We start from the raw sequence: 18,509 nt of genomic DNA, 5'->3' as shown, positions 1-18,509 counted from the left end.
TAAAAATCCTTTACTGAATGTTATTATCATCAAATGATTGTATTGATTAATGTGAAATTATTCTGATTTTATATGAAATAGCACGAATACAATTTGTACATAACAACACAATAAAGACGGATAAAATGTGTTAACCCCTATATTTTGCCCGTTTTATACAAATGTTATCCTTTTTCATTCAAACAAATCATATGGTAAACTATCCACCTTTGTAAGGTATTACAAACAAAAACAGTTTACAAAATGAATTTACGAAAAAAGATAAGTATTGCTTTACTATCTGCTGCAATGCCTTTTATGGCACAAGCACAAGAAGTAAAAGGACTAACTGTTCACGAATCGAAAGATTCGGCGCCAAAACAACTTAATTTTAGAGAAAATAACCTAGAAGATGCTCCAAACATTGTCTTGATCTTGTTAGACGACGTTGGATATGCTCAAATGGGTCATATGGGTGGTCAGATAGAAACTCCAGCTTTCGATGAGATTGCTGATAAAGGTCTAACGTATTCTAGATTCCATACTACTGCATTATGTTCACCAACAAGAGCAGCTTTATTAACTGGTAGAAATCACCATAAAGCAGAAACAGGTGCTATTATGGAATTAGGTACTGGTAACGATGGTTACACTATGGCACTTCCTCAAGAAGTGGGTTCTGTTGCTAAAGTATTACAACAAAAAGGGTATTCTACTTCTTGGTATGGTAAGAACCATAATGTCCCTGACTGGGAAGCATCATTTACAGGTCCATTCGATCGTTGGCCAAACGATTTAGGTTTTGACTATTTCTATGGTTTCTTAGGGGGTGATACGGATCAATTCCACCCTGCTTTGGTAGAAGATAGAAAGCGTATTTCTGCTCCTGAAACAAACGCTGATGGTTCGGAATATCACCTAACTACAGACATGGCGGATAAGGCAATCAACTACATTCAATCAGTGAATGCTGTTGCTCCAGATAAACCCTTCTTTGTCTACTTCTCACCAGGTGCAGTACATGCTCCTCACCAAGCTCCTGCTGAATATATTGAAAAATACAAAGGTCAGTTTGATGAAGGTTGGGATGTGTATAGAGAAAAAGCTTTCAATAATATGAAAGCGAAAGGGATTATTCCTGCAGATACTAAATTGACTCCACGCCCTGAATCTTTACCAGCTTGGGATAGCTTAACAGATGAGCAAAGAATGGTCTATGCTCGTATGATGGAAATATTTGCTGGCTTTACTGAACATACTGACGTTCAAATCAAAAGAATTTATGATGCGATAGAAGAAATGGGTAAAATGGACAATACTATTTTTATCTACATCGCTGGTGATAATGGTGCCTCTGCTGAAGGCGGTCAAGAAGGTTTATTAAATGAAATGGCATTCTTTAATGGTATTCCTGAAAAGTGGGAAGACAAAGTTGCCGCTGTTAAAAATAACCGTTTAGGTACGGAAGACTACTTCAACCATATGCCTGCAGCTTGGGCATGGGCTGTGAATTCTCCTTATCAATGGACAAAGCAAATTGCTTCTCATTTAGGTGGTGTTCGTAATGCTATGGCGATCTCATATCCAAAAGGAATTGAAGCCAGAGGTGAAGTGAGATCTCAGTTCTCTCATGTTACTGATATTGCTCCAACTATTTTAGAAGTGGCAGGTTTAGATATGCCCGAAGCCATTGATGGTCACCCACAAGTTCCATTGGATGGTGAATCTTTAGTGTACTCTTTTGATGATGCTGAAGCTTCAGAACAACACACTACTCAATACTTTGAGATTTTTGGCAACCTTGGTATCTATCACGATGGTTGGTGGGCAGGTGCCATAAAGACGATCCCTTGGCAAATTGCTCCAGACAATAGAACAATCACTGAAATGGATTGGGAACTGTATGATCTACGATCTGATTTCTCACAATCACGTAACATGGCTGAAGAAATGCCAGAGAAATTAGAATACATGAAGTATCTTTTCTTTGCAGAAGCAGCTAAAGCCAATGCATTACCAATTGATGATCGTAGGACTGAACGTTTTAGAAGTACTTTCCGTGCATCTTTAACTGCAGGTCAGACTACATTTAAATATCCAAATGGCTTAAGACTTCCAGAAGGTGCTACTCCTTTTACAAAGTTTGTATCTCACACATTAGAAGCAAACTTAGATGGTTACAAAAAAGGTGATCAAGGGGTGCTTATCACTCAAGGAGGTCGATTTGCAGGTTTTGTACTAAGAGTGGATAAATCAGGTTATGCGTACTATGAGTACTGTAATGCGGTTGATAAAACATCCATCAAATCTTCTGTAAAAGTGCCAGCAGGAACTAAAAATATTACAGCGAAAGTGATTATGGACGAGAAAAAACCATACACTGGTTCTACAGTAACACTTTATGCTGACGGAAAGAAAATTGGTATGGGTACAGTAGAAAAAACAGTTCCTAACTTATATTCTTTAGATGAAACATTAGATGTTGGTAAAGATTCTGGTACTTCAATAACGGATAATTACTCTGTGAAAACATCAAAATATACGGGAATACTAAAGTCTGTTACTTTAGAATTAATTGACGAATATAAGAATAAGGTAATGAGTAAGTAATAAAGAGATCATTTATAAGTTATCAAAAAGTCAGTGGATTTTCTGCTGACTTTTTCCTTGTTACAGAAGGTTGTTCTCCATGATATTTTGTATATCGTTTACTAAAATGTGATAGATCAGTAAACCCTAAATCAAAACTAATCTGTCCTAAATCCTTTTCCGAATACATCACAAGCTGCTTAGCCTCAATTTGCCTTTGATCATTATAATATTTAAGAATAGGCATTTTAAAGACCTTTTTAAACGTTCGTTGCAATTTAGACTCACTCATTCCATATGCTCTAGCAATTTTTTGAACATCAGGTATTCTCCTAAAATCATTCAAAATATCATCTTTAATTCTTAGCATTACATTCAAGTCCTCTGCTTGAACTCCATAAACAATATTCTTAAAATTATTGGCTATGGTTATATTTTTAAGAATCACAAAAATCTCAATCACTTTCGACAATAACATTCCTCTTCTAGAGTGTTCATCTTCCATGCATTGGTCCAAGGCTTGTAAAATTTCATCCAAAGCAGGCGAAAGAGGTGCATAGTAAAACCATGCATTATCTTGGTTGATCAATTCCTTCAGTTTACTATCGTGTTCATCTGCAAAAAGATAATAGACCTCTACAGGGAAGCGAACAAAGTACCATCGGATATTTTGATTTTCTGGGTAATCAATAGAGAAATTCTGTTGACTGTTGTAGAGATACATAGCATTTTTAAAAGTGGCTTTCTCTTTATTTTCAGAAGTAAAATCACCACTTTTCCCAATTCTTAAGCTAATAAATTTATTCTTACTCTGAGTTGTATTCTGAAAAGTAAATCGTTTTTTTAAATGCAATGTTGTTACCCCACAATACATATCCGGAAGGTATTGATAAAAGATGCTTTTCACCAAACCTACTTCTGGATGATCTAAAATATATTCATCATCTTTTAAGAGCCCACCAAAATTTTCTTTTAGCACTTCAAAATAGCTAAAAGGGTTTATTTCGTCCCCACTTAAGATGTTATTTGATGTTACTTTTGATTTCATTTATACGATTACATTACTTCTGTGAAGTTATGCAATACTGACTTAGGTTTCAAAATTGTTATTATAATTCAGAAAAATAAAGGCTATCTCAATAAATTTTGAAATAGCCTTTTCAATTACAAAAAAGTGGAAGTTACCATAACTTTTTTGTAGTCTTCTTTGTAGTGGTTTTAAATTTTTTCATAGTGATTTAAATTTAATGAGTGGATAAATTGAGTTGTGAAATTTACCAAAGAAACTTCTTTGGTTTGTTGTTTTTTGATTTGAAAATTTTCATTAGCACTCTAAATTTTACCAAACAATTTTTTTGTTTTTAGATTTAGTTTTTGATTTGAACTTTTTCATCTTAGTCAAACTTTAGGTTTAAAATAAACTCCTAAGAGGAGAAGGATTTTCCTTCTTTTTTATTCTTTGAACATAACTTCTTGATAAGGTAATGTATCTTCATCGTTTTCTATTTCTAAAGCTTTCAAAGCTTCTTCTGCCCAATGTTCTAAGGCTGAATCCTCTATTTCTTTGTAAGCAGTCGCCCATCCCCATCTATTATGCCTCAAATTCCTGACTTAATTTTACGTCATCATTAAAACGTAGATATTATGTCAAAAAAAGCAGAAATGTATGCTCATATAGCATCATGGAAAATTAGTGGTTTACAACAAAAAGCTTATTGTCAACTTCATTCAATTAAGCTATCCACTTTTCATTATTGGGTAGTAAAACAACGTAAAGAAAATACAAATCCAGCTAAGGGGAGTTTCATCCCTGTCAAAGTACCGAAGAAGGTTGAACAGACCGTTAAGACCGTTACTCTCGAATATCCCAATGGAGTAAAACTCCATCTTTCAGATCGAGAACTATTAAAAGAAGCAATTCATTTTTTCTAATGTTATCTCTTCGTAATACAGATCGTATTTACCTGTACAGTAAATTTACAGATATGCGAAAAGGATTTAATGGGTTGAGTAATATCGTTATTTCTTTAATGGAACTGGATGTGACTAATGGAGATATTTTCGTTTTTATTAATCGAAGTAAAGATAAATTGAAACTGCTTCGGTTTGAAAAAGGCGGTTTTTCATTGTATTATAAACGTTTGGAAAAAGGTCGGTTTGAGCTTCCGAAAGGGTTCGACAAACAGAAAAACATCTCTTTATCTTCGACAGAAATTATGATGATAATTGAAGGTATTTCTTTAGAAAAAAGAGGTCAAAAAGTACGTTTTTAGTATTAAAATCGCTACTTTTGTAAGGTGAGTAAGGATGATAAAATAGCGAATTTAGAACAAGAAAATGCACAACTGAAGACACAGTTGTCAATGCTTCAAAGTATGCTTTACGGTTCTAAATCAGAGAAACGAAAACAAGCGGATATACCCGATAATCAGCTCTCTATTTCGCTCAAGACAAAGAGCAGAAAACGGAGCCTTCTCAGGAGATTACCGTTCCTGCTCACAAACGCAAAAAGAAAAAGCCTGTACGAACAGCTTTACCAGAGCATCTGGAACGTGTAGAAGAAGTGATTGAACCTGATCATGATTTGGATGGATGGCATAAAGTGGGTGAAGATGTCACGGAAGTACTCGAATGCGAGCCTGCCCGCTTATTCGTTCGTAGAATTATTCGCCCTCGTTACGTTCGTGATACACATCAAGAGAACAGCGAGTTTAGTCAAGCAAATTTACCATCAGATCTACCATTTCCTAAGTCAAGTACATCGGCAAGTTTAGCCGCACAGATGGTCGTGAGTAAATTTATCGATCATATCCCCATCCATCGTTTTATCAAGCAATTTGAAAGACAAGGTGTTTATCTAAAAAATACAACGCTCATAGACTTACAAAAAAGAACGGCGGATAAACTGAGTATTTTATACGACACACTCACTCAAAAAATACAGCAAAGTAACTACCTTCAAATCGATGAATCGACCATAAAGGTGATGGGAACAGGTAAAAAAGGAAAACCACACCAAGGATATATGTGGTATTACCTTGATCCTAAAGCCAAATTATTATCGATTCATTATGCAAGCGGTCGAGATCGGAAATATTTAAAAGAACATCTGCATAATTTTTCAGGTTATGCTCAAACCGATGGCTATAAAGCTTACGATTATTTTGATCAGACAACAACAATTACACAGCTCAATTGTTGGGCCCACGCACGTCGATACTTTTTTGAAGCACATAAAGGTGGAGATAAAAGGGCATTGGAGGCGGTGAACCTTATTGGCCAGCTCTACGAACTGGAAAAATCACTGAAAGAAGAATCTAATCCAAAAATCATCTATCAGCAAAGGCAAAAGTATGCTCTTCCAGTAATCAATACACTTTTTGAGTGGGCAAAAAAGCTAACCGTCTTACCTAAATCTCAGTTAGGAAAAGCAATACATTATCTTCTCAATAGAGAAAAAGGACTCCGAATGTACTTAACTAACGGTAAACTTTTGATTGATAACAACCCCATAGAAAATAAAATTCGTCCACTTGCTATTGGTCGAAAAAATTACATGTTTGCAGGAAATGAAGAAGGAGCAAAACAAGCTGCCATGTTCTATGCCTTTTTTGCAACAGCCAAAATGAACGACATTGAACCTTTTGAATGGCTAAAATCAACGCTAGAAAAAATAGATGATCAGCCGATCAATAAAATTGAGGAATTACTGCCGGTGAAGTAGTATTTAGCGGGATGGGCGACTGCTTACATTTCTTTCGATAATTCAATTAAACATTCATAGTTCGCATATCCTTCTTGATCAAAGGTTAAAGAAGTTGTATAATAGGTAATCGCTTCTTCGTATTCATTGAGCTGTTGGGCACATTGCCCTGCCATAAAATAGGCTATTTCAGCAGTTAAAGGTGATAATCGAGCAGATTTTAAATAAGCATTTTTAGATAATATATATTGCTCTTTTTCAGCATACACTTGCCCTAATAACATGTGCCCCACACCAGAATTGGGTTGGAGATCAATTAGTTTTTCTGCATAAACAATACTTCTGTCTAAGTCATTTCGAATTAAATATTCTTTAACTCTGCTTTCATAAATTGGAAATAAAATAGATCTTTTGAGGACTTCTTCTGTAGAACTTCTACATTGTATTTTTAAGGCCAAGTCCTCACATATAGTCATTTGAACGGACATTCCTTCCATGTCTTCATTCAATTGAGGAACAAAAGCATTCATTCTATGAAAACGACTATTCAACTCCAAGGATTTATTTTTACTTAGTGTGCCTTCTAGTTCAACAACAGAAACCTCATACAGCTTGATATAATGTTGTAATTTTTCTAATTGATGATCAATTTTCACATAATACTGACAGACCAAATACCATAGTTTTACTTTAATTTCTGATGGATCTTTAATGGTTAAGGCATATTCTATTAATTCTTCTATGCTAAATGAATGTTCTTCTTCCATATTCAGCATATACTTCGCTAAAAGTATCTCATAATTAAAGTGATCATCAGTACAACTTTTATCTGAGTTCGAAAGCTCAAGAATAAGGGAATAAAAACATAACCTTCTTAATACTTTAAATAATCTAGTTTTTTCCTCTGTTTTTAATTGAGAATAAGAATCTAATTTGTCAATTAAATACTCCCATTGTTTAGTTTTTAATTCAGCATTTAGTAATCGAGGATCATTTACCACATATTCATTCCGTTCTATGCTGACTAAAAAGTCATTTCGAAAACTTGAAGTAAGAAAAACATGTATATCAGGAAGGTCATCATTATTATTCACTAAATTTTGAAAGTCAAAATATAAAGCCCAAATATGTAGCTCTGCATCTGCATGAATTCCAGATAGATCGATAAATGTCTTTGATTGTTGAAAGAGTATAGAATTTGTAAGCATGAGAATAATTAGTTTCCCTTAAATAAGCGATTAATGTGATCCAAATCAATGTTTTTACATTTTATAACACTCATAACTAAATAGTTACATCATCCTTTAAATAAAAATCCGTTAACAATTACAGTAAGAATCCCTATACCTAAAAAGAGTGATTTTTTGATGATATTACAAATAAAAAGTAGCTAGATTTTGGAATTTCATTTATAGCCATTTTAATTGTATAGTATTTTTTCTCAAAGACCACTATGCTCCGATTATTTAAAGTACTATTCTTTATTTTACTAACTTCTAAAGTCTTTGCTCAACATCAACTGGAATACAAGGAAATCCAACCTTCTAAAATTTTTGTAAGTGAATTAGATGTTGCAATAGATGAAGTTTCTGATCATTTAAAGCCTTTTGATCCTTCTTTTGTAATTACGCCAAGAGTAGGGGCTGTTTATTATATGCAATTTCTCATAGAAAATAGTTTCAATGAGGAAGAACTCTTGATTAATTTTGACAACTGGCAATATGTTGAAGGAAAAATAATCGATCAAAAAAATATATTACTAACTGGAACTTTAATTGACTACGAAAAAAAATCCTTCCCATTTTATCAACAACAATATTTACCTCTAAAAATTCCTCCAAAAACTAAGATAAAGATTATTGTAAAATCATACATAACTGATAACAGTCTAATATTTCCAGAAAATTTTCACGTAAAAATCTCTACAAAAAAAAATATTGAAAAAAGGAGACAAGCAACTAATGTTCTTGTTGCCTTCTTTTTTGGTCTAATCCTCATAATGCTTTTGTTTAACCTTTCTCTTTCTTTCATAATTACAGAAAGGTTCTACAAATGGTATTTATTTTATTTGTTAAGCAATCTAATTGCTCTAATGGGCAATTTTGGTTTTTATGATATCATTTTTGCCGGTATCCAATTTCCTCATTTTAAAGTAACTTTAGAAGTCATTGCTTCTAGTTGTTTTGGATGGAGTATAGTCTTATTTTCAAAAAATTTTTTAAACATTCAATACACATCAAAACTATTAAATAAGCTAATTAATGTATTAATTATTTTCCTGTTTGTTCCAATCCTTGTGAATGTAGTATCCCCTGTATTTAGTAATGTTATTTCTCATCTATTAGGAATATATACCTTCATTCTTATTCTAATTTGTGGTTTATATTCTATATATAAAAAACAACCTTCAAGTTGGATATTTTTGCTAGGTTTCGGATGTTTTCTAACTGGTTTAATTATACATTTAATTACAACTCTAAATGCAACCATTGAAAATAATTTATTCTACAAATTTAGTATTCAAATAGGTAATTCATTTGAATTGTTGATCTTTAGTATAGCTATTGCCCACCGATTTAAATTGATTAAAAACCAGAATGAAGCACAACAAACATTGATCATTAAACAGTTGCAAGAGAATGAAGAATTGCAACAAAAAATCAATTCTGATTTAGAGCGTTTAGTAGAGGTAAGAACCCACGATCTTGAAGTGGAAAAAGAAGCATTATTTGTTGCTAATCAACAAATCACTAATTCTATTGAGTATGCTAAACAACTACAAGAAGCCGTTTTGCCAAAACCTGTGGAATTACAACAACTATTTAAAGATATCTACATTTATTATCAGCCGAAAGATATAGTATCAGGCGATTTCTATTGGGCAAAATCCAATGAGCGTTACACTTATTTTGCCATTTGTGACTGTACAGGACATGGAGTTCCAGGTGCATTAATGTCCATGTTAAGCTCTACTATTCTAGATCATATAGTATTAAAGAATAATCAATATCAACCTCATAAAGTATTAAATGAGTTGTCTCTCAAAATAGATCAGTCTTTAAATCATGGAGGGAAAACCTTTGATTCTCGAAATGATGGTTTAGACATTGGTTTTTGTTGTATAGATCATAGCACAAACGAATTACATTTCTCTGGTGCATTTATTTCTTTATGGATACTCCGAGATAAAAATGTAATTGAAATTAAAGGTGATCGACATCCAATTGGCTTTAGTCATGTCAAAAAAGATTTCTTTAATGAAACTTCAATCAAACTAGAAGAAAACGACCGTTTATTCTGTTTTACTGATGGTATTATAGATCAGTTTGGAGGGAAGTACAATAAAAAATATACGAAAAAGAAATTACGAAATCTTATCTGTAATCTATCAGACGCTTCTTTAGAAGTGCAATGCAAAGTAATTAAATCTGAAATTAATATTTGGAAGGGCGACAAAGAACAAACAGACGATATTTTGTTTGCCGGATTCCAATATATTTAAACTAAAAAATCATGAACATAACTACTTCTCCTCGATTAAATTTTGATGGAAACGCTACATTAAATATTGCTACAGGCAACAATAACAAATACGAATTTTTAAAACTCTTCGACGAAGATGTTCACCAAGTATATACACATCCAAGAATTTATATTGGTGAAGAAGAAGTGGAAAATTATCACATTCAAACCGATAAGAAAGGTAAGTTTGTTGAGATTAAAAGCATTAAAGTCTTAACAGAAGACTACCGCACATGGATGCTTACTCCTTTGGGAAAATCTGATTTAGATCAAGAATATCATGATTTATACGCCTTGTTTATTGGTTCTGATATTATTCACCCTGGGTATATGAATTATTATGGTGATTTATCATTTAATTTATTGGATGCCAAAATTGTGTCGGTGACTAACGATGCTCAACAAGAATATAGTTCGATTATCGGTAAAAATATAGCATTTAAAAACACCTATCTATGCGATGTCAGCCCTGAATTACAATTGATTACTCAGATTTTTTATAAATCCATTCAAATAGGAAATGATACATCTGCAACTCCCCATAAATCCACTACTAGGTATTTGAACCTATTTAAAGTGTATAATGCTCAAGGTATTCAAGGAGGTGCAGGTACTTTTCATACCCAATTTTCTTTTAAGGAGGATGTTGATAATGAATTACTGAGAGGTAAAACCTTTCATTTAAGATTCACTTTTCATCAATTATTCGAAATTCAATATCCTGATTATAATAAACTGAATGGTTCTGACAATCCAGCACAGATTAGAGTTACAGGAACAATATTTGAAGTAAATGATGATTTAAAAACTGATTATTTCAAACGCATTTTAACCTACAAACACAAAAATCCATTTAATACTATCAATGAATTATATCAAAAACCAGGAGCAAGTAATATTCCATTTGATATTTCAAACAATCAGGTAGTTATTGATCTTTTAAATTTTCTTCCTTCAAAAGGAATTCCTCATAAACCAAAAGAAGAGCCAAAAGAACCTATGTCTCTAAAGGGAGAATATAAGTTTAATGGTTTTATCAACTTAAATCTTGGGAAACTATTTATTCGATTTAAGACTGATAATGGTGAGGTTTTAGAACTTGGTACTCTTGATTATGAGAATGATTATAATCTAGAAAAAATGATTCAGTGTTCAGGTCTTTATCAATTTGATTTTCCTACTTCTATTCATCCTCAAGGTGGAAAATTACAGATCTATATTGAAAAAGATTTAGTATTCGAAGAGCAAGATTTATACATCACAACAGATCAAGCAGGTAACTATACTGATTATTCAGAATTTGGAGATAAATTCTTCAATAATAGTAATTCAAAAGAAGGCATTCAGTTACATGTTTATGAAAGAGGTATACCTGTACAGAAAGAAAATGCTATTGCTGGATGTGCTTTATCATTGGTAGGTGATTTTCATAGACAAGTAGAAAAAGCAACTTCTCTACCAATTGACTTATATGACAACGTTACGTTTTTACCAAAGAAAAAAGCTGGAGTATTGACTTATATTTTTGAACCGTACATTTCAATTGATGAAGTCCAAAACGAACATGTTTATACCCTATTTGATTTAGTCCATAATTATCAAATTGTATTTATTAAAGTATTTAAGGAAGACCCTGAGATTACTCAACTACTTGAATCTAATGATCAAATTACATTAGAGGATATAAAAAGAAAAGTACTTCTTCCTAACTTCACAATTGTTCCAGCTATGCTAAAAAGGTATAATGGCATCTTTTTAAAAGATGAAACTTGGTTAAATCCATCACAAGTAAACAGTTTATTAGAAAATTATATGTCGCCATCTAATTTTGCTAACTACAATTACATGCCCATCACCAGAGACCTTAGTCATCAGCAATACCTACTTTTAAAGAAATACGCGGACCAACTTTCTCAACAATCATGAAAAAACTAATTACGCTAACTTTCTCTTTAATTACCTTTTTCTTGGTAAGTTTTGGGATTGTCGTTGCCTTTAAAATTCCAATTTTAGAAGATCCGACACCTTTGTTTGAATTGGATGTAGTTCAGATGAAAATTGCTTCTATTACCTTATTAAGCTTAGATATTATCTTACCTATTCCAGGTAGTTTAATTATGATAGGTAATGGTACTTATTTTGGGTGGTTTGAAGGGACAATACTGTCTGTCATTGGAGGGATGATATCCACCTTTATAGGTTTTTATTTAGGTAAACAGCCACAATTAATTCAACGTTTTTTATCTGATAAAGAAAAAAACAAAGCTTCTGAACTAATACAAAAATGGGGAATATTGATTGTTGCTGTTTCAAGACCAATTCCTTTATTATCTGAGAGTATTTGTATTATGGCAGGTTGTTCGAATATCTCAAACAGTAAAATGTTTTTCTATAGTTTTTTGGGGTATTTACCTGGTGCTTTTATTTACGCCTATTCTGGTGAGCTATTACAATACGATGATCAATTGGGGTCTATTAGTTTTATTATTGTATTGGGTATTTCTGTTATTTTTTGGGGAATTGGTAAACTATTTAAATCAAGCAAATGGGGAAAAGAAAATACGTCAGTTTCTTAATTGGACTATTGTTCTCTGGTACTGTTTATGCTCAAACGCCTACCGATTCTAGTCAGGTAAACACTTCATTTAAAAAATGGAAAGTACTTCCTTTACCTACGATTGGTTATGCCCCAGAAACTAGAGGCTATTTAGGAGCAGTAGCATTATTCACTTTACATTTAGGAGATACTTCTTTGAACAGGAGGTCTACTATGGATGTGGAATTTAATTATACTCAGAATAATCAAATGATCTCAGATATTAACTGGGAGTTGAATTTTGGAAAAGGAAATTGGTTAACCCAAGGAACTGTGATGTATAAGAAATTCCCTGATTTATTTTGGGGAATAGGAAATAATACTCAAGAAGAGGAAAAAGAATCTTTCGAGAGCGAAATCTTTACAGTTGATATTCAACTTCAAAGAAAAATATATAAAAGTATCTATTTAGGGGCTTATTTCTCTCATGTCAAAGAATTTAACATGACCTCTAATGAAGAAAATGGCTTGATAAAAAATCAAGAAATTTTAGGTACAAAGGATTATCAAATTACACATTGGGGAATGGCTTTATCATCTGATAATCGTAAGAATATCTTGAACCCTCAGCAGGGACATTTCCTTCAGGTCATCACTGCCTCAGGACACTATTCTGAAGAAAATATTCACAAATCAAATGTTAGATTAAGTTTGGACTTTCGTAAATACTTACATCTTTTTCAATCTAAAAATGTGTTAGCTTTTCAACTTAATAGTATAAATAATTTTGGTGTAAACCCTTTCAATACATTAGCTAAAATAGGTTCTGATAGTTATATGAGAGGATATTATAAAGGACGTTACAGAGATAATTACATGTTGAGTGTACAGGCAGAATATCGATTTACCGTCTATAAAAGATGGGGGGCTACCCTATTTGCTGGTCAGGGTGATGTTTTTGATGACTGGAATAACGTTAGCTTTGAGAAAAGTAGTTTAGGGGGAGGACTTCGTTTCCTCATCGATAGAGAGAATAATACGAATCTACGAATTGACTATGCTGTTGGTGTTGATGGAAATAATGGCTTTTATATCGGCTTTGGTGAAGCATTTTAAAAATTGTGATTAGAATAAAAAAAGGAAAAACTAAATTAGATTCTTCTTAACTTTGTACAAACAAATTTCATTATGGATCAATTAGAAGGAAAATTACTATTTACTGTTTGTACCATTGTTTTGGCTTTTCTTGTGCAAGCCATCACAAAAAAATATTTAACCAAAATAACTGAAAGAAAGGGATTCTCGTTTCACCGAAAAATGTACATCAGTAACTTTTTTGGAGTGATCTATACCATATTGGTATTTATCGGGATGATCTTTATATGGGATGTTTCCCTTCAAGGTTTCTCTGTATTTGTTACTTCCTTCTTTACCTTAACTGCAGTGGCCTTTGTTGCCCAATGGTCGATGCTTTCCAACATCACCGGCTCTTTGATTTTGTTTTTTGCCTATCCATTTAAAATTGGGGATAAAATTCGTATCCAAGATGGAGGTGAAAATTCGGTAGAAGGAATTATCACAAATATCACCTTATTTAATATTCGAATTCTTACTGATGATGGGACTGATATTTCTTATCCAAATAACCTTGCATTACAGAAACCGATAAAAAAATTAAACGAAAACAAGAATAATAGTTTACCTATTGATGATGAAGACACATTGAGTTAGTACAAATCATCATAGATTAGTATTTAGTGTTATTAGCATTTTTAAGATTCTTTATTTGTAATCAGTCTAAATAAAATAAATACATTGCAACATCGTTGTTAAACCGTATTTATCAAGAAATGATTGCTAAGAGATATTTCACTATTATAACTTTCTTATTCCCCACTTTACTATTTGCACAACAAACAATTCAAGGTAAGGTTGTCGATCAAAATGGGGATAAACTACTGTCCGTTAGTGTGGGTATTCTTAATTCAACATTAAGTGCAACTACAAACGAAAACGGAGAATATAGAATTAAAAATGTGCCGGAGGGTGAACATCAATTAGTGGCTTATTTTGTGGGCTACAAGAAACAAACATTGACTGTTACTGTTCAAAAAGATCAAAATATACAACAGAATTTCACTTTAGAAGAGAATACTAGAGAGCTTCAACAAGTGGAAATTATTGGTGTAGAAAACGAGTCGTACAATAATGCGTACACTTTTAGTGCGACAAGGACTGGAACAATGATTAAAGACGCTCCTTTATCGATTTCCACCGTCACTAAAGAATTAATATTGGATCAGCAAGCTTATTATTTAGGTGATGTGGTTCGAAATGTATCGGGTGTGAACCAATATACGATTTATAATGATTTTACGGTACGTGGATACAGAAATCAGGATGGACAATTGGTCAACGGATTAAAAACCGCATTTAACTTCTGGACACAACCCATTATAGGTTTATATGAAAGAGTGGAGGTAATTAAAGGTCCTGCTTCTGCCCTATTTGCCAATACAAACCCAGGTGGTACCATAAACTTTGTGACCAAAAAACCTCTGACTGTTCAACAAGGTTCTGCTACCGTTTCGGCTGGAAGTTTTAATTCTTATAAGGCCAATGTCGATGTAACTGGTCCGTTAACCAAAAATGAAAAAGTCTTATACCGATTGAATGCGGGATACCAAACTACAGATGGATTTAGAGATAATATGGGCGGAGAGTCATTCTATATTGCTCCGTCGGTATCTTATATTCCAAACGAAAATACCCGTTTTAATGTGGATGTGGTCTATATGCAAAACAATACAAAACTAGACAGAGGTAAACCCAATTATGAAGGCAGTACTGATTTAAATCAGACACCAATTACTTTGTCTACTTCACAACCTGGAGACTACTTGAAACTAAATAACTTATATACTACTTTCTCTTGGAACCAAAAGATTACAGATTGGTTATCGTTTAACTCCTCTTATATGATGTTCCGTTCTACTGGTGAATTGGCCGAACATAGAACGAACGGTAAATACATTACACCAAGTGTTTTAGAAATGCGCTATGTTGAGCGTGATGAATATGAAAATGCGGACAATATCACAAACTATTTTGTTTCCAAGTTCAATACTGGAAAAGTTGGACATACTGTGATGGTCGGCTTCGATTATTCTAGCAAAACCTATGATAAAAACGAAAGACAAGCTAGAGGCGAGGCAGATGGAGTCCCTGATTTTGATTTAGACAATCCTCAGTATGGTAATAGTAATCCAAACGACTATTATTATGATCCCACCCGATCGATTCAAATGGGTGCAGGATCCTATACTCAAAATCATACAATGGGCTTCTATATTCAGGAACAATTGGATTACAAGAAATTCCATTTATTAATGGGAGTGCGCCAAGAATATTATAAAGATGTACGTATTGAAAATGGTGAGAAAGTATCGAAAGATCAAAATGCATTATTGCCTCGATTTGGTCTAACTTATGAACTGACGAACACTATCAATTTATACGGTACATATACTGAAGGATTCCAACCTCAGGATTACAAAATGAATGCATCTCAGAATGGTGGTCCATTTGATCCAAGAAAATCAAATATGTGGGAAACAGGTGCTAAAGGAGAGTTCTTTGATAGTAAATTATCTGCTACTGCATCGGTATATATGATCACTGTAAACAATATCTTAGTTCAAGATCCAAACGATGTAGACAAACTGATTCAGAGAGGTGAAGAACAATCGAAAGGTTTCGAATTGGAATTGAATGGTCAGATAACTCCTGCCCTTTCTATCTCTACCAATTATGCTTTTAATAATGCGACTATTACCGCATCGGATAATCCAGAAGAAGTAGGAAGACAAAAAGAAAATGCACCTAAGCATCAAGCAGGTTTCTGGACTAAATACGATTTTCAAAGAGGTACTTTAAGAGGTTTAGGAATTGGTTTTGGTGGACAATATGTTGGCGACCGTTTTACGAATAACCCAGAATTGGTGCTTCCTGATTATATGCTATGGGATATGGCGGTGTATTATAACATTGGAGCATTTAGAGTCTCAGCCAATGTCAAAAACTTAACCAACGAAACGTATTATGTAGGTGGTTACAATTACGATAGAGTATTCCCTGGAATGCCAAGAAACTTTACTTTAGGTTTAACTGTAAAATTCTAGGTGATGAGAAAAAAGCTTTGGGCATTACATAGTTGGATTGGGTTATATACTGGACTGTTTATTGGCATCGTCAGTATTACAGGTGCATTGGCCGTTTTCAAATTTGAAATCGATGAAATGCTTCGTCCTGATTTATTCTTTGTAACGCCCAAAGAACTTCCCAAAAATATTAATGAGGGAATTAATAAAGTTCTTGATAAATACCCGGAGAATAATGGTTATCGAATAAATGTTCCTAAAAATGAAGATAGAACATGGAAGGTGACGGTATATTTAGACGACCCCAACTCTCCAGCTAAAATTACTCAAGAAGTCTATCTTAACCCCTATACGAATACAATCGTAGGCGAAAGAAATATGTATCGCTCATTCAGTTTCTTCATTAGAAACATTCATGTTCGATTATTTGAAGGACTTTATGGTCGACAATGGGTGGGATTTTTTGGCCTTCTGCTTACCGTATCATTAATCATTAGTATTTTTCTCTATTTTGATTTCACCAAAAAACAGCGTTTTGGTCAGGTGAGGAGTAAAAATAATAGAGTAAAGTATGCCGACCTTCACAAATTTATAGGGCTAGCTACCATCGTCATACAATTGATCATAGCGATAACAGGTACATGGTTAGGTTTTCAACCCAAATTGGAAAAACCTATGTTGGGTCATCGTCCAGGTAAATTTATCCCTACGGAATTTCCTATTGATAAAACTATTGATCAGACAAAAACTATAGACTATTTAAGCGTTCTACAAGCAACAAAAAAGAATTTCCCAGATATGGTTCCAGATATGATTTCTCCTTCCAAAGACGGAAGTAACTCCGTGATCGTATTTGGAGACATTCCTAATATGCCTTTTGAAAGACACACCAATTTTGTCGCATTAGAGAAAGACGATTATCATCTGCTTAAGAAATTTGATATCCGTGAAAGTGGTTTCGGTGGACATGTATATTATATGCAAGAGGCCCTTCATTTTGGTGATTTTGGTGGGATAGTTTTAAAAGTAGTCTATTGCTTGATGGGGTTAATTTGTGGATTTTTATGTATTAGTGGTTTCTTTATTTATTTCAAAAGGACCGAAAAAAAACGCACAAAAAAATATCCTTTACTTACTACAAGTAATATCATTTGGGGTTTTACAATCACATCTCTTCTATGGTTTGTGAGTATTGGAGTGAGTAGTGTTACATTAGGAGCGACATACCCGACTACCTACTTTACTACTCCTCTTTTTTATGGGTTGATCATCGTATATTTCATCTATAGACTGATTCGAAGAATAAAAAATAAATCTAAGGGCACCCCATCTAATAAGGGGAAACATCAAATAAAAGTGACTCATTGATAGACTATTTGTAATAAAGGTTCATAATCAACATTGAACCAATATTCCTATTCATTGAGCTTTTTCACCAATAGTATCATTCCTTCAACTATGATATTTGTAATAGTTCAAAAACATAAACTCTTAATCAAATATCATTATGAAAATCTCAAAAGAAATTATTATTCAAAAAGACCGTAATACAGTATGGAATATTGTCGCAGAAGAATTCCATAATGCCTATGAGTGGATGTCAATTGTTCCTAGATCAGTTGAAAAACACGGAGAAATAAAAGATGGTGCTGCAGTGCATGGTAGAGTATGCGATTTATCGAATAAAAAAGAAGACGGACCACAAGCCAACGAAATTATCACTTATTACAATAAGGATAATTTTCATTTCGAATTTGATGTAACTCCCATCAATGCCTCTTCTGTCTTACCCATAAAAAGAAATCATGTTTCTGTTCGATTAGAGTTCATTAGTAATGATAAGACCCTTTTACATTGGGATGCCGATGCAGAAATAAAAACGTTTGGAAATCTTCTTTCTCCAATATTAAAACTCGGTCTTGGTAAATCATTTGAGGAAGTATTAGAAGAGTTAAAATATTATGCAGAAACGGGATTACCACACCCTAGAAAAGCTGCTAAACTTGCAAAAAGTGCTTAA

At 33.3% G+C, this 18,509-nt stretch carries 15 protein-coding genes; 12 read left to right on the top strand and 3 right to left on the bottom strand.

Annotated elements, in window-relative coordinates; genetic code table 11:
- The first annotated feature begins 243 nt into the window (after window positions 1–243).
- Window positions 244–2,589: an arylsulfatase gene (locus tag MY04_RS23180; RefSeq protein ID WP_066214816.1), complete on the top strand. Its 2,346-nt coding sequence runs from the start codon at window positions 244–246 to the stop codon at window positions 2,587–2,589.
- A gap of 22 nt (window positions 2,590–2,611) precedes the next feature.
- Here the strand turns inward: MY04_RS23180 and MY04_RS23175 are convergent, their stop codons facing one another.
- Both MY04_RS23175 and MY04_RS23170 read right to left on the bottom strand, forming a co-directional pair.
- Window positions 2,612–3,616 (bottom strand): helix-turn-helix domain-containing protein, encoded by a 1,005-nt coding sequence (locus MY04_RS23175; RefSeq protein ID WP_066214813.1) that lies wholly within the window; start codon window positions 3,614–3,616, stop codon window positions 2,612–2,614.
- A gap of 404 nt (window positions 3,617–4,020) precedes the next feature.
- On the bottom strand, window positions 4,021–4,170 hold the full coding sequence (locus MY04_RS23170; RefSeq protein ID WP_158297871.1) for a hypothetical protein: 150 nt from the start codon (window positions 4,168–4,170) through the stop codon (window positions 4,021–4,023).
- A gap of 42 nt (window positions 4,171–4,212) precedes the next feature.
- On the opposite strand from MY04_RS23170, the gene tnpA reads away from it, so the two are divergent.
- The 3 genes from tnpA (at window position 4,213) to tnpC (ending at window position 6,292) form a co-directional block, all read left to right on the top strand.
- Window positions 4,213–4,500 (top strand): IS66 family insertion sequence element accessory protein TnpA, encoded by a 288-nt coding sequence (gene tnpA / locus MY04_RS23165; protein ID WP_066207001.1) that lies wholly within the window; start codon window positions 4,213–4,215, stop codon window positions 4,498–4,500.
- Window positions 4,500–4,841 (top strand): IS66 family insertion sequence element accessory protein TnpB, encoded by a 342-nt coding sequence (gene tnpB / locus MY04_RS23160; RefSeq protein ID WP_066207003.1) that lies wholly within the window; start codon window positions 4,500–4,502, stop codon window positions 4,839–4,841. The genes tnpA and tnpB overlap by 1 nt, the downstream gene beginning before the upstream one ends.
- 209 nt (window positions 4,842–5,050) lie before the next feature.
- A complete protein-coding gene (tnpC, locus tag MY04_RS23155; RefSeq protein WP_158297964.1) occupies window positions 5,051–6,292 on the top strand; it encodes an IS66 family transposase in 1,242 nt (413 codons plus the stop codon).
- 23 nt (window positions 6,293–6,315) lie between these two features.
- On the opposite strand, the gene MY04_RS23150 is transcribed toward tnpC, so the two are convergent.
- A complete protein-coding gene (locus tag MY04_RS23150; RefSeq protein ID WP_066214804.1) occupies window positions 6,316–7,479 on the bottom strand; it encodes a tetratricopeptide repeat protein in 1,164 nt (387 codons plus the stop codon).
- A gap of 245 nt (window positions 7,480–7,724) precedes the next feature.
- Between MY04_RS23150 and MY04_RS23145 the strand changes: the two genes are divergently transcribed.
- From MY04_RS23145 to MY04_RS23110, 8 genes are all read left to right on the top strand, one after another.
- Window positions 7,725–9,773, top strand: coding sequence for a 7TM diverse intracellular signaling domain-containing protein (locus MY04_RS23145; protein ID WP_066214802.1), 2,049 nt, complete (start codon window positions 7,725–7,727; stop codon window positions 9,771–9,773).
- An 11-nt stretch (window positions 9,774–9,784) separates the two neighbouring features.
- The gene (locus MY04_RS23140) at window positions 9,785–11,719 is read left to right on the top strand and encodes a hypothetical protein (RefSeq protein WP_066214800.1); all 1,935 of its coding nucleotides are present in this window, start codon (window positions 9,785–9,787) and stop codon (window positions 11,717–11,719) included.
- A complete protein-coding gene (locus tag MY04_RS23135) occupies window positions 11,716–12,369 on the top strand; it encodes a TVP38/TMEM64 family protein (RefSeq protein WP_066214798.1) in 654 nt (217 codons plus the stop codon). The genes MY04_RS23140 and MY04_RS23135 overlap by 4 nt, the downstream gene beginning before the upstream one ends.
- Window positions 12,339–13,445, top strand: a complete 1,107-nt coding sequence (locus tag MY04_RS23130; RefSeq protein ID WP_066214796.1) for a BamA/TamA family outer membrane protein — start codon at window positions 12,339–12,341, stop codon at window positions 13,443–13,445. The genes MY04_RS23135 and MY04_RS23130 overlap by 31 nt, the downstream gene beginning before the upstream one ends.
- A 72-nt stretch (window positions 13,446–13,517) precedes the next feature.
- A complete protein-coding gene (locus MY04_RS23125) occupies window positions 13,518–14,060 on the top strand; it encodes a mechanosensitive ion channel family protein (protein WP_066214794.1) in 543 nt (180 codons plus the stop codon).
- A gap of 119 nt (window positions 14,061–14,179) precedes the next feature.
- The gene (locus MY04_RS23120) at window positions 14,180–16,510 is read left to right on the top strand and encodes a TonB-dependent receptor (protein ID WP_066216735.1); all 2,331 of its coding nucleotides are present in this window, start codon (window positions 14,180–14,182) and stop codon (window positions 16,508–16,510) included.
- 3 nt (window positions 16,511–16,513) lie between these two features.
- Window positions 16,514–17,857 (top strand): PepSY-associated TM helix domain-containing protein, encoded by a 1,344-nt coding sequence (locus MY04_RS23115; RefSeq protein ID WP_066214789.1) that lies wholly within the window; start codon window positions 16,514–16,516, stop codon window positions 17,855–17,857.
- Window positions 17,858–17,996: 139 nt separating this feature from the next.
- Window positions 17,997–18,509 carry an SRPBCC family protein gene (locus tag MY04_RS23110; protein ID WP_066214787.1) on the top strand — a complete coding sequence of 171 codons (513 nt, stop codon included), beginning with the start codon at window positions 17,997–17,999 and terminating at the stop codon, window positions 18,507–18,509.

This window comes from Flammeovirga sp. MY04 (assembly GCF_001682195.2).
Taxonomy (GTDB): domain Bacteria; phylum Bacteroidota; class Bacteroidia; order Cytophagales; family Flammeovirgaceae; genus Flammeovirga; species Flammeovirga yaeyamensis.
Note: the sequence above shows the minus strand (reverse complement) of the source record. Positions and strands in the feature narration are given on the sequence as shown.

What these genes read in the sequence shown, in the direction of transcription:
- MY04_RS23125 (WP_066214794.1), top strand. Translation starts at nt 13,518, where the DNA reads ATGGATCAATTAGAAGGAAAATTACTATTTACTGTTTGTACCATTGTT.
- MY04_RS23110 (WP_066214787.1), top strand. Translation starts at nt 17,997, where the DNA reads ATGAAAATCTCAAAAGAAATTATTATTCAAAAAGACCGTAATACAGTA.
- MY04_RS23135 (WP_066214798.1), top strand. Translation starts at nt 11,716, where the DNA reads ATGAAAAAACTAATTACGCTAACTTTCTCTTTAATTACCTTTTTCTTG.
- MY04_RS23175 (WP_066214813.1), bottom strand. Translation starts at nt 3,616, where the DNA reads ATGAAATCAAAAGTAACATCAAATAACATCTTAAGTGGGGACGAAATA.
- MY04_RS23140 (WP_066214800.1), top strand. Translation starts at nt 9,785, where the DNA reads ATGAACATAACTACTTCTCCTCGATTAAATTTTGATGGAAACGCTACA.
- MY04_RS23130 (WP_066214796.1), top strand. Translation starts at nt 12,339, where the DNA reads ATGGGGAAAAGAAAATACGTCAGTTTCTTAATTGGACTATTGTTCTCT.
- MY04_RS23150 (WP_066214804.1), bottom strand. Translation starts at nt 7,479, where the DNA reads ATGCTTACAAATTCTATACTCTTTCAACAATCAAAGACATTTATCGAT.
- tnpB (WP_066207003.1), top strand. Translation starts at nt 4,500, where the DNA reads ATGTTATCTCTTCGTAATACAGATCGTATTTACCTGTACAGTAAATTT.
- tnpA (WP_066207001.1), top strand. Translation starts at nt 4,213, where the DNA reads ATGTCAAAAAAAGCAGAAATGTATGCTCATATAGCATCATGGAAAATT.
- MY04_RS23120 (WP_066216735.1), top strand. Translation starts at nt 14,180, where the DNA reads ATGATTGCTAAGAGATATTTCACTATTATAACTTTCTTATTCCCCACT.
- MY04_RS23180 (WP_066214816.1), top strand. Translation starts at nt 244, where the DNA reads ATGAATTTACGAAAAAAGATAAGTATTGCTTTACTATCTGCTGCAATG.
- MY04_RS23115 (WP_066214789.1), top strand. Translation starts at nt 16,514, where the DNA reads ATGAGAAAAAAGCTTTGGGCATTACATAGTTGGATTGGGTTATATACT.
- MY04_RS23145 (WP_066214802.1), top strand. Translation starts at nt 7,725, where the DNA reads ATGCTCCGATTATTTAAAGTACTATTCTTTATTTTACTAACTTCTAAA.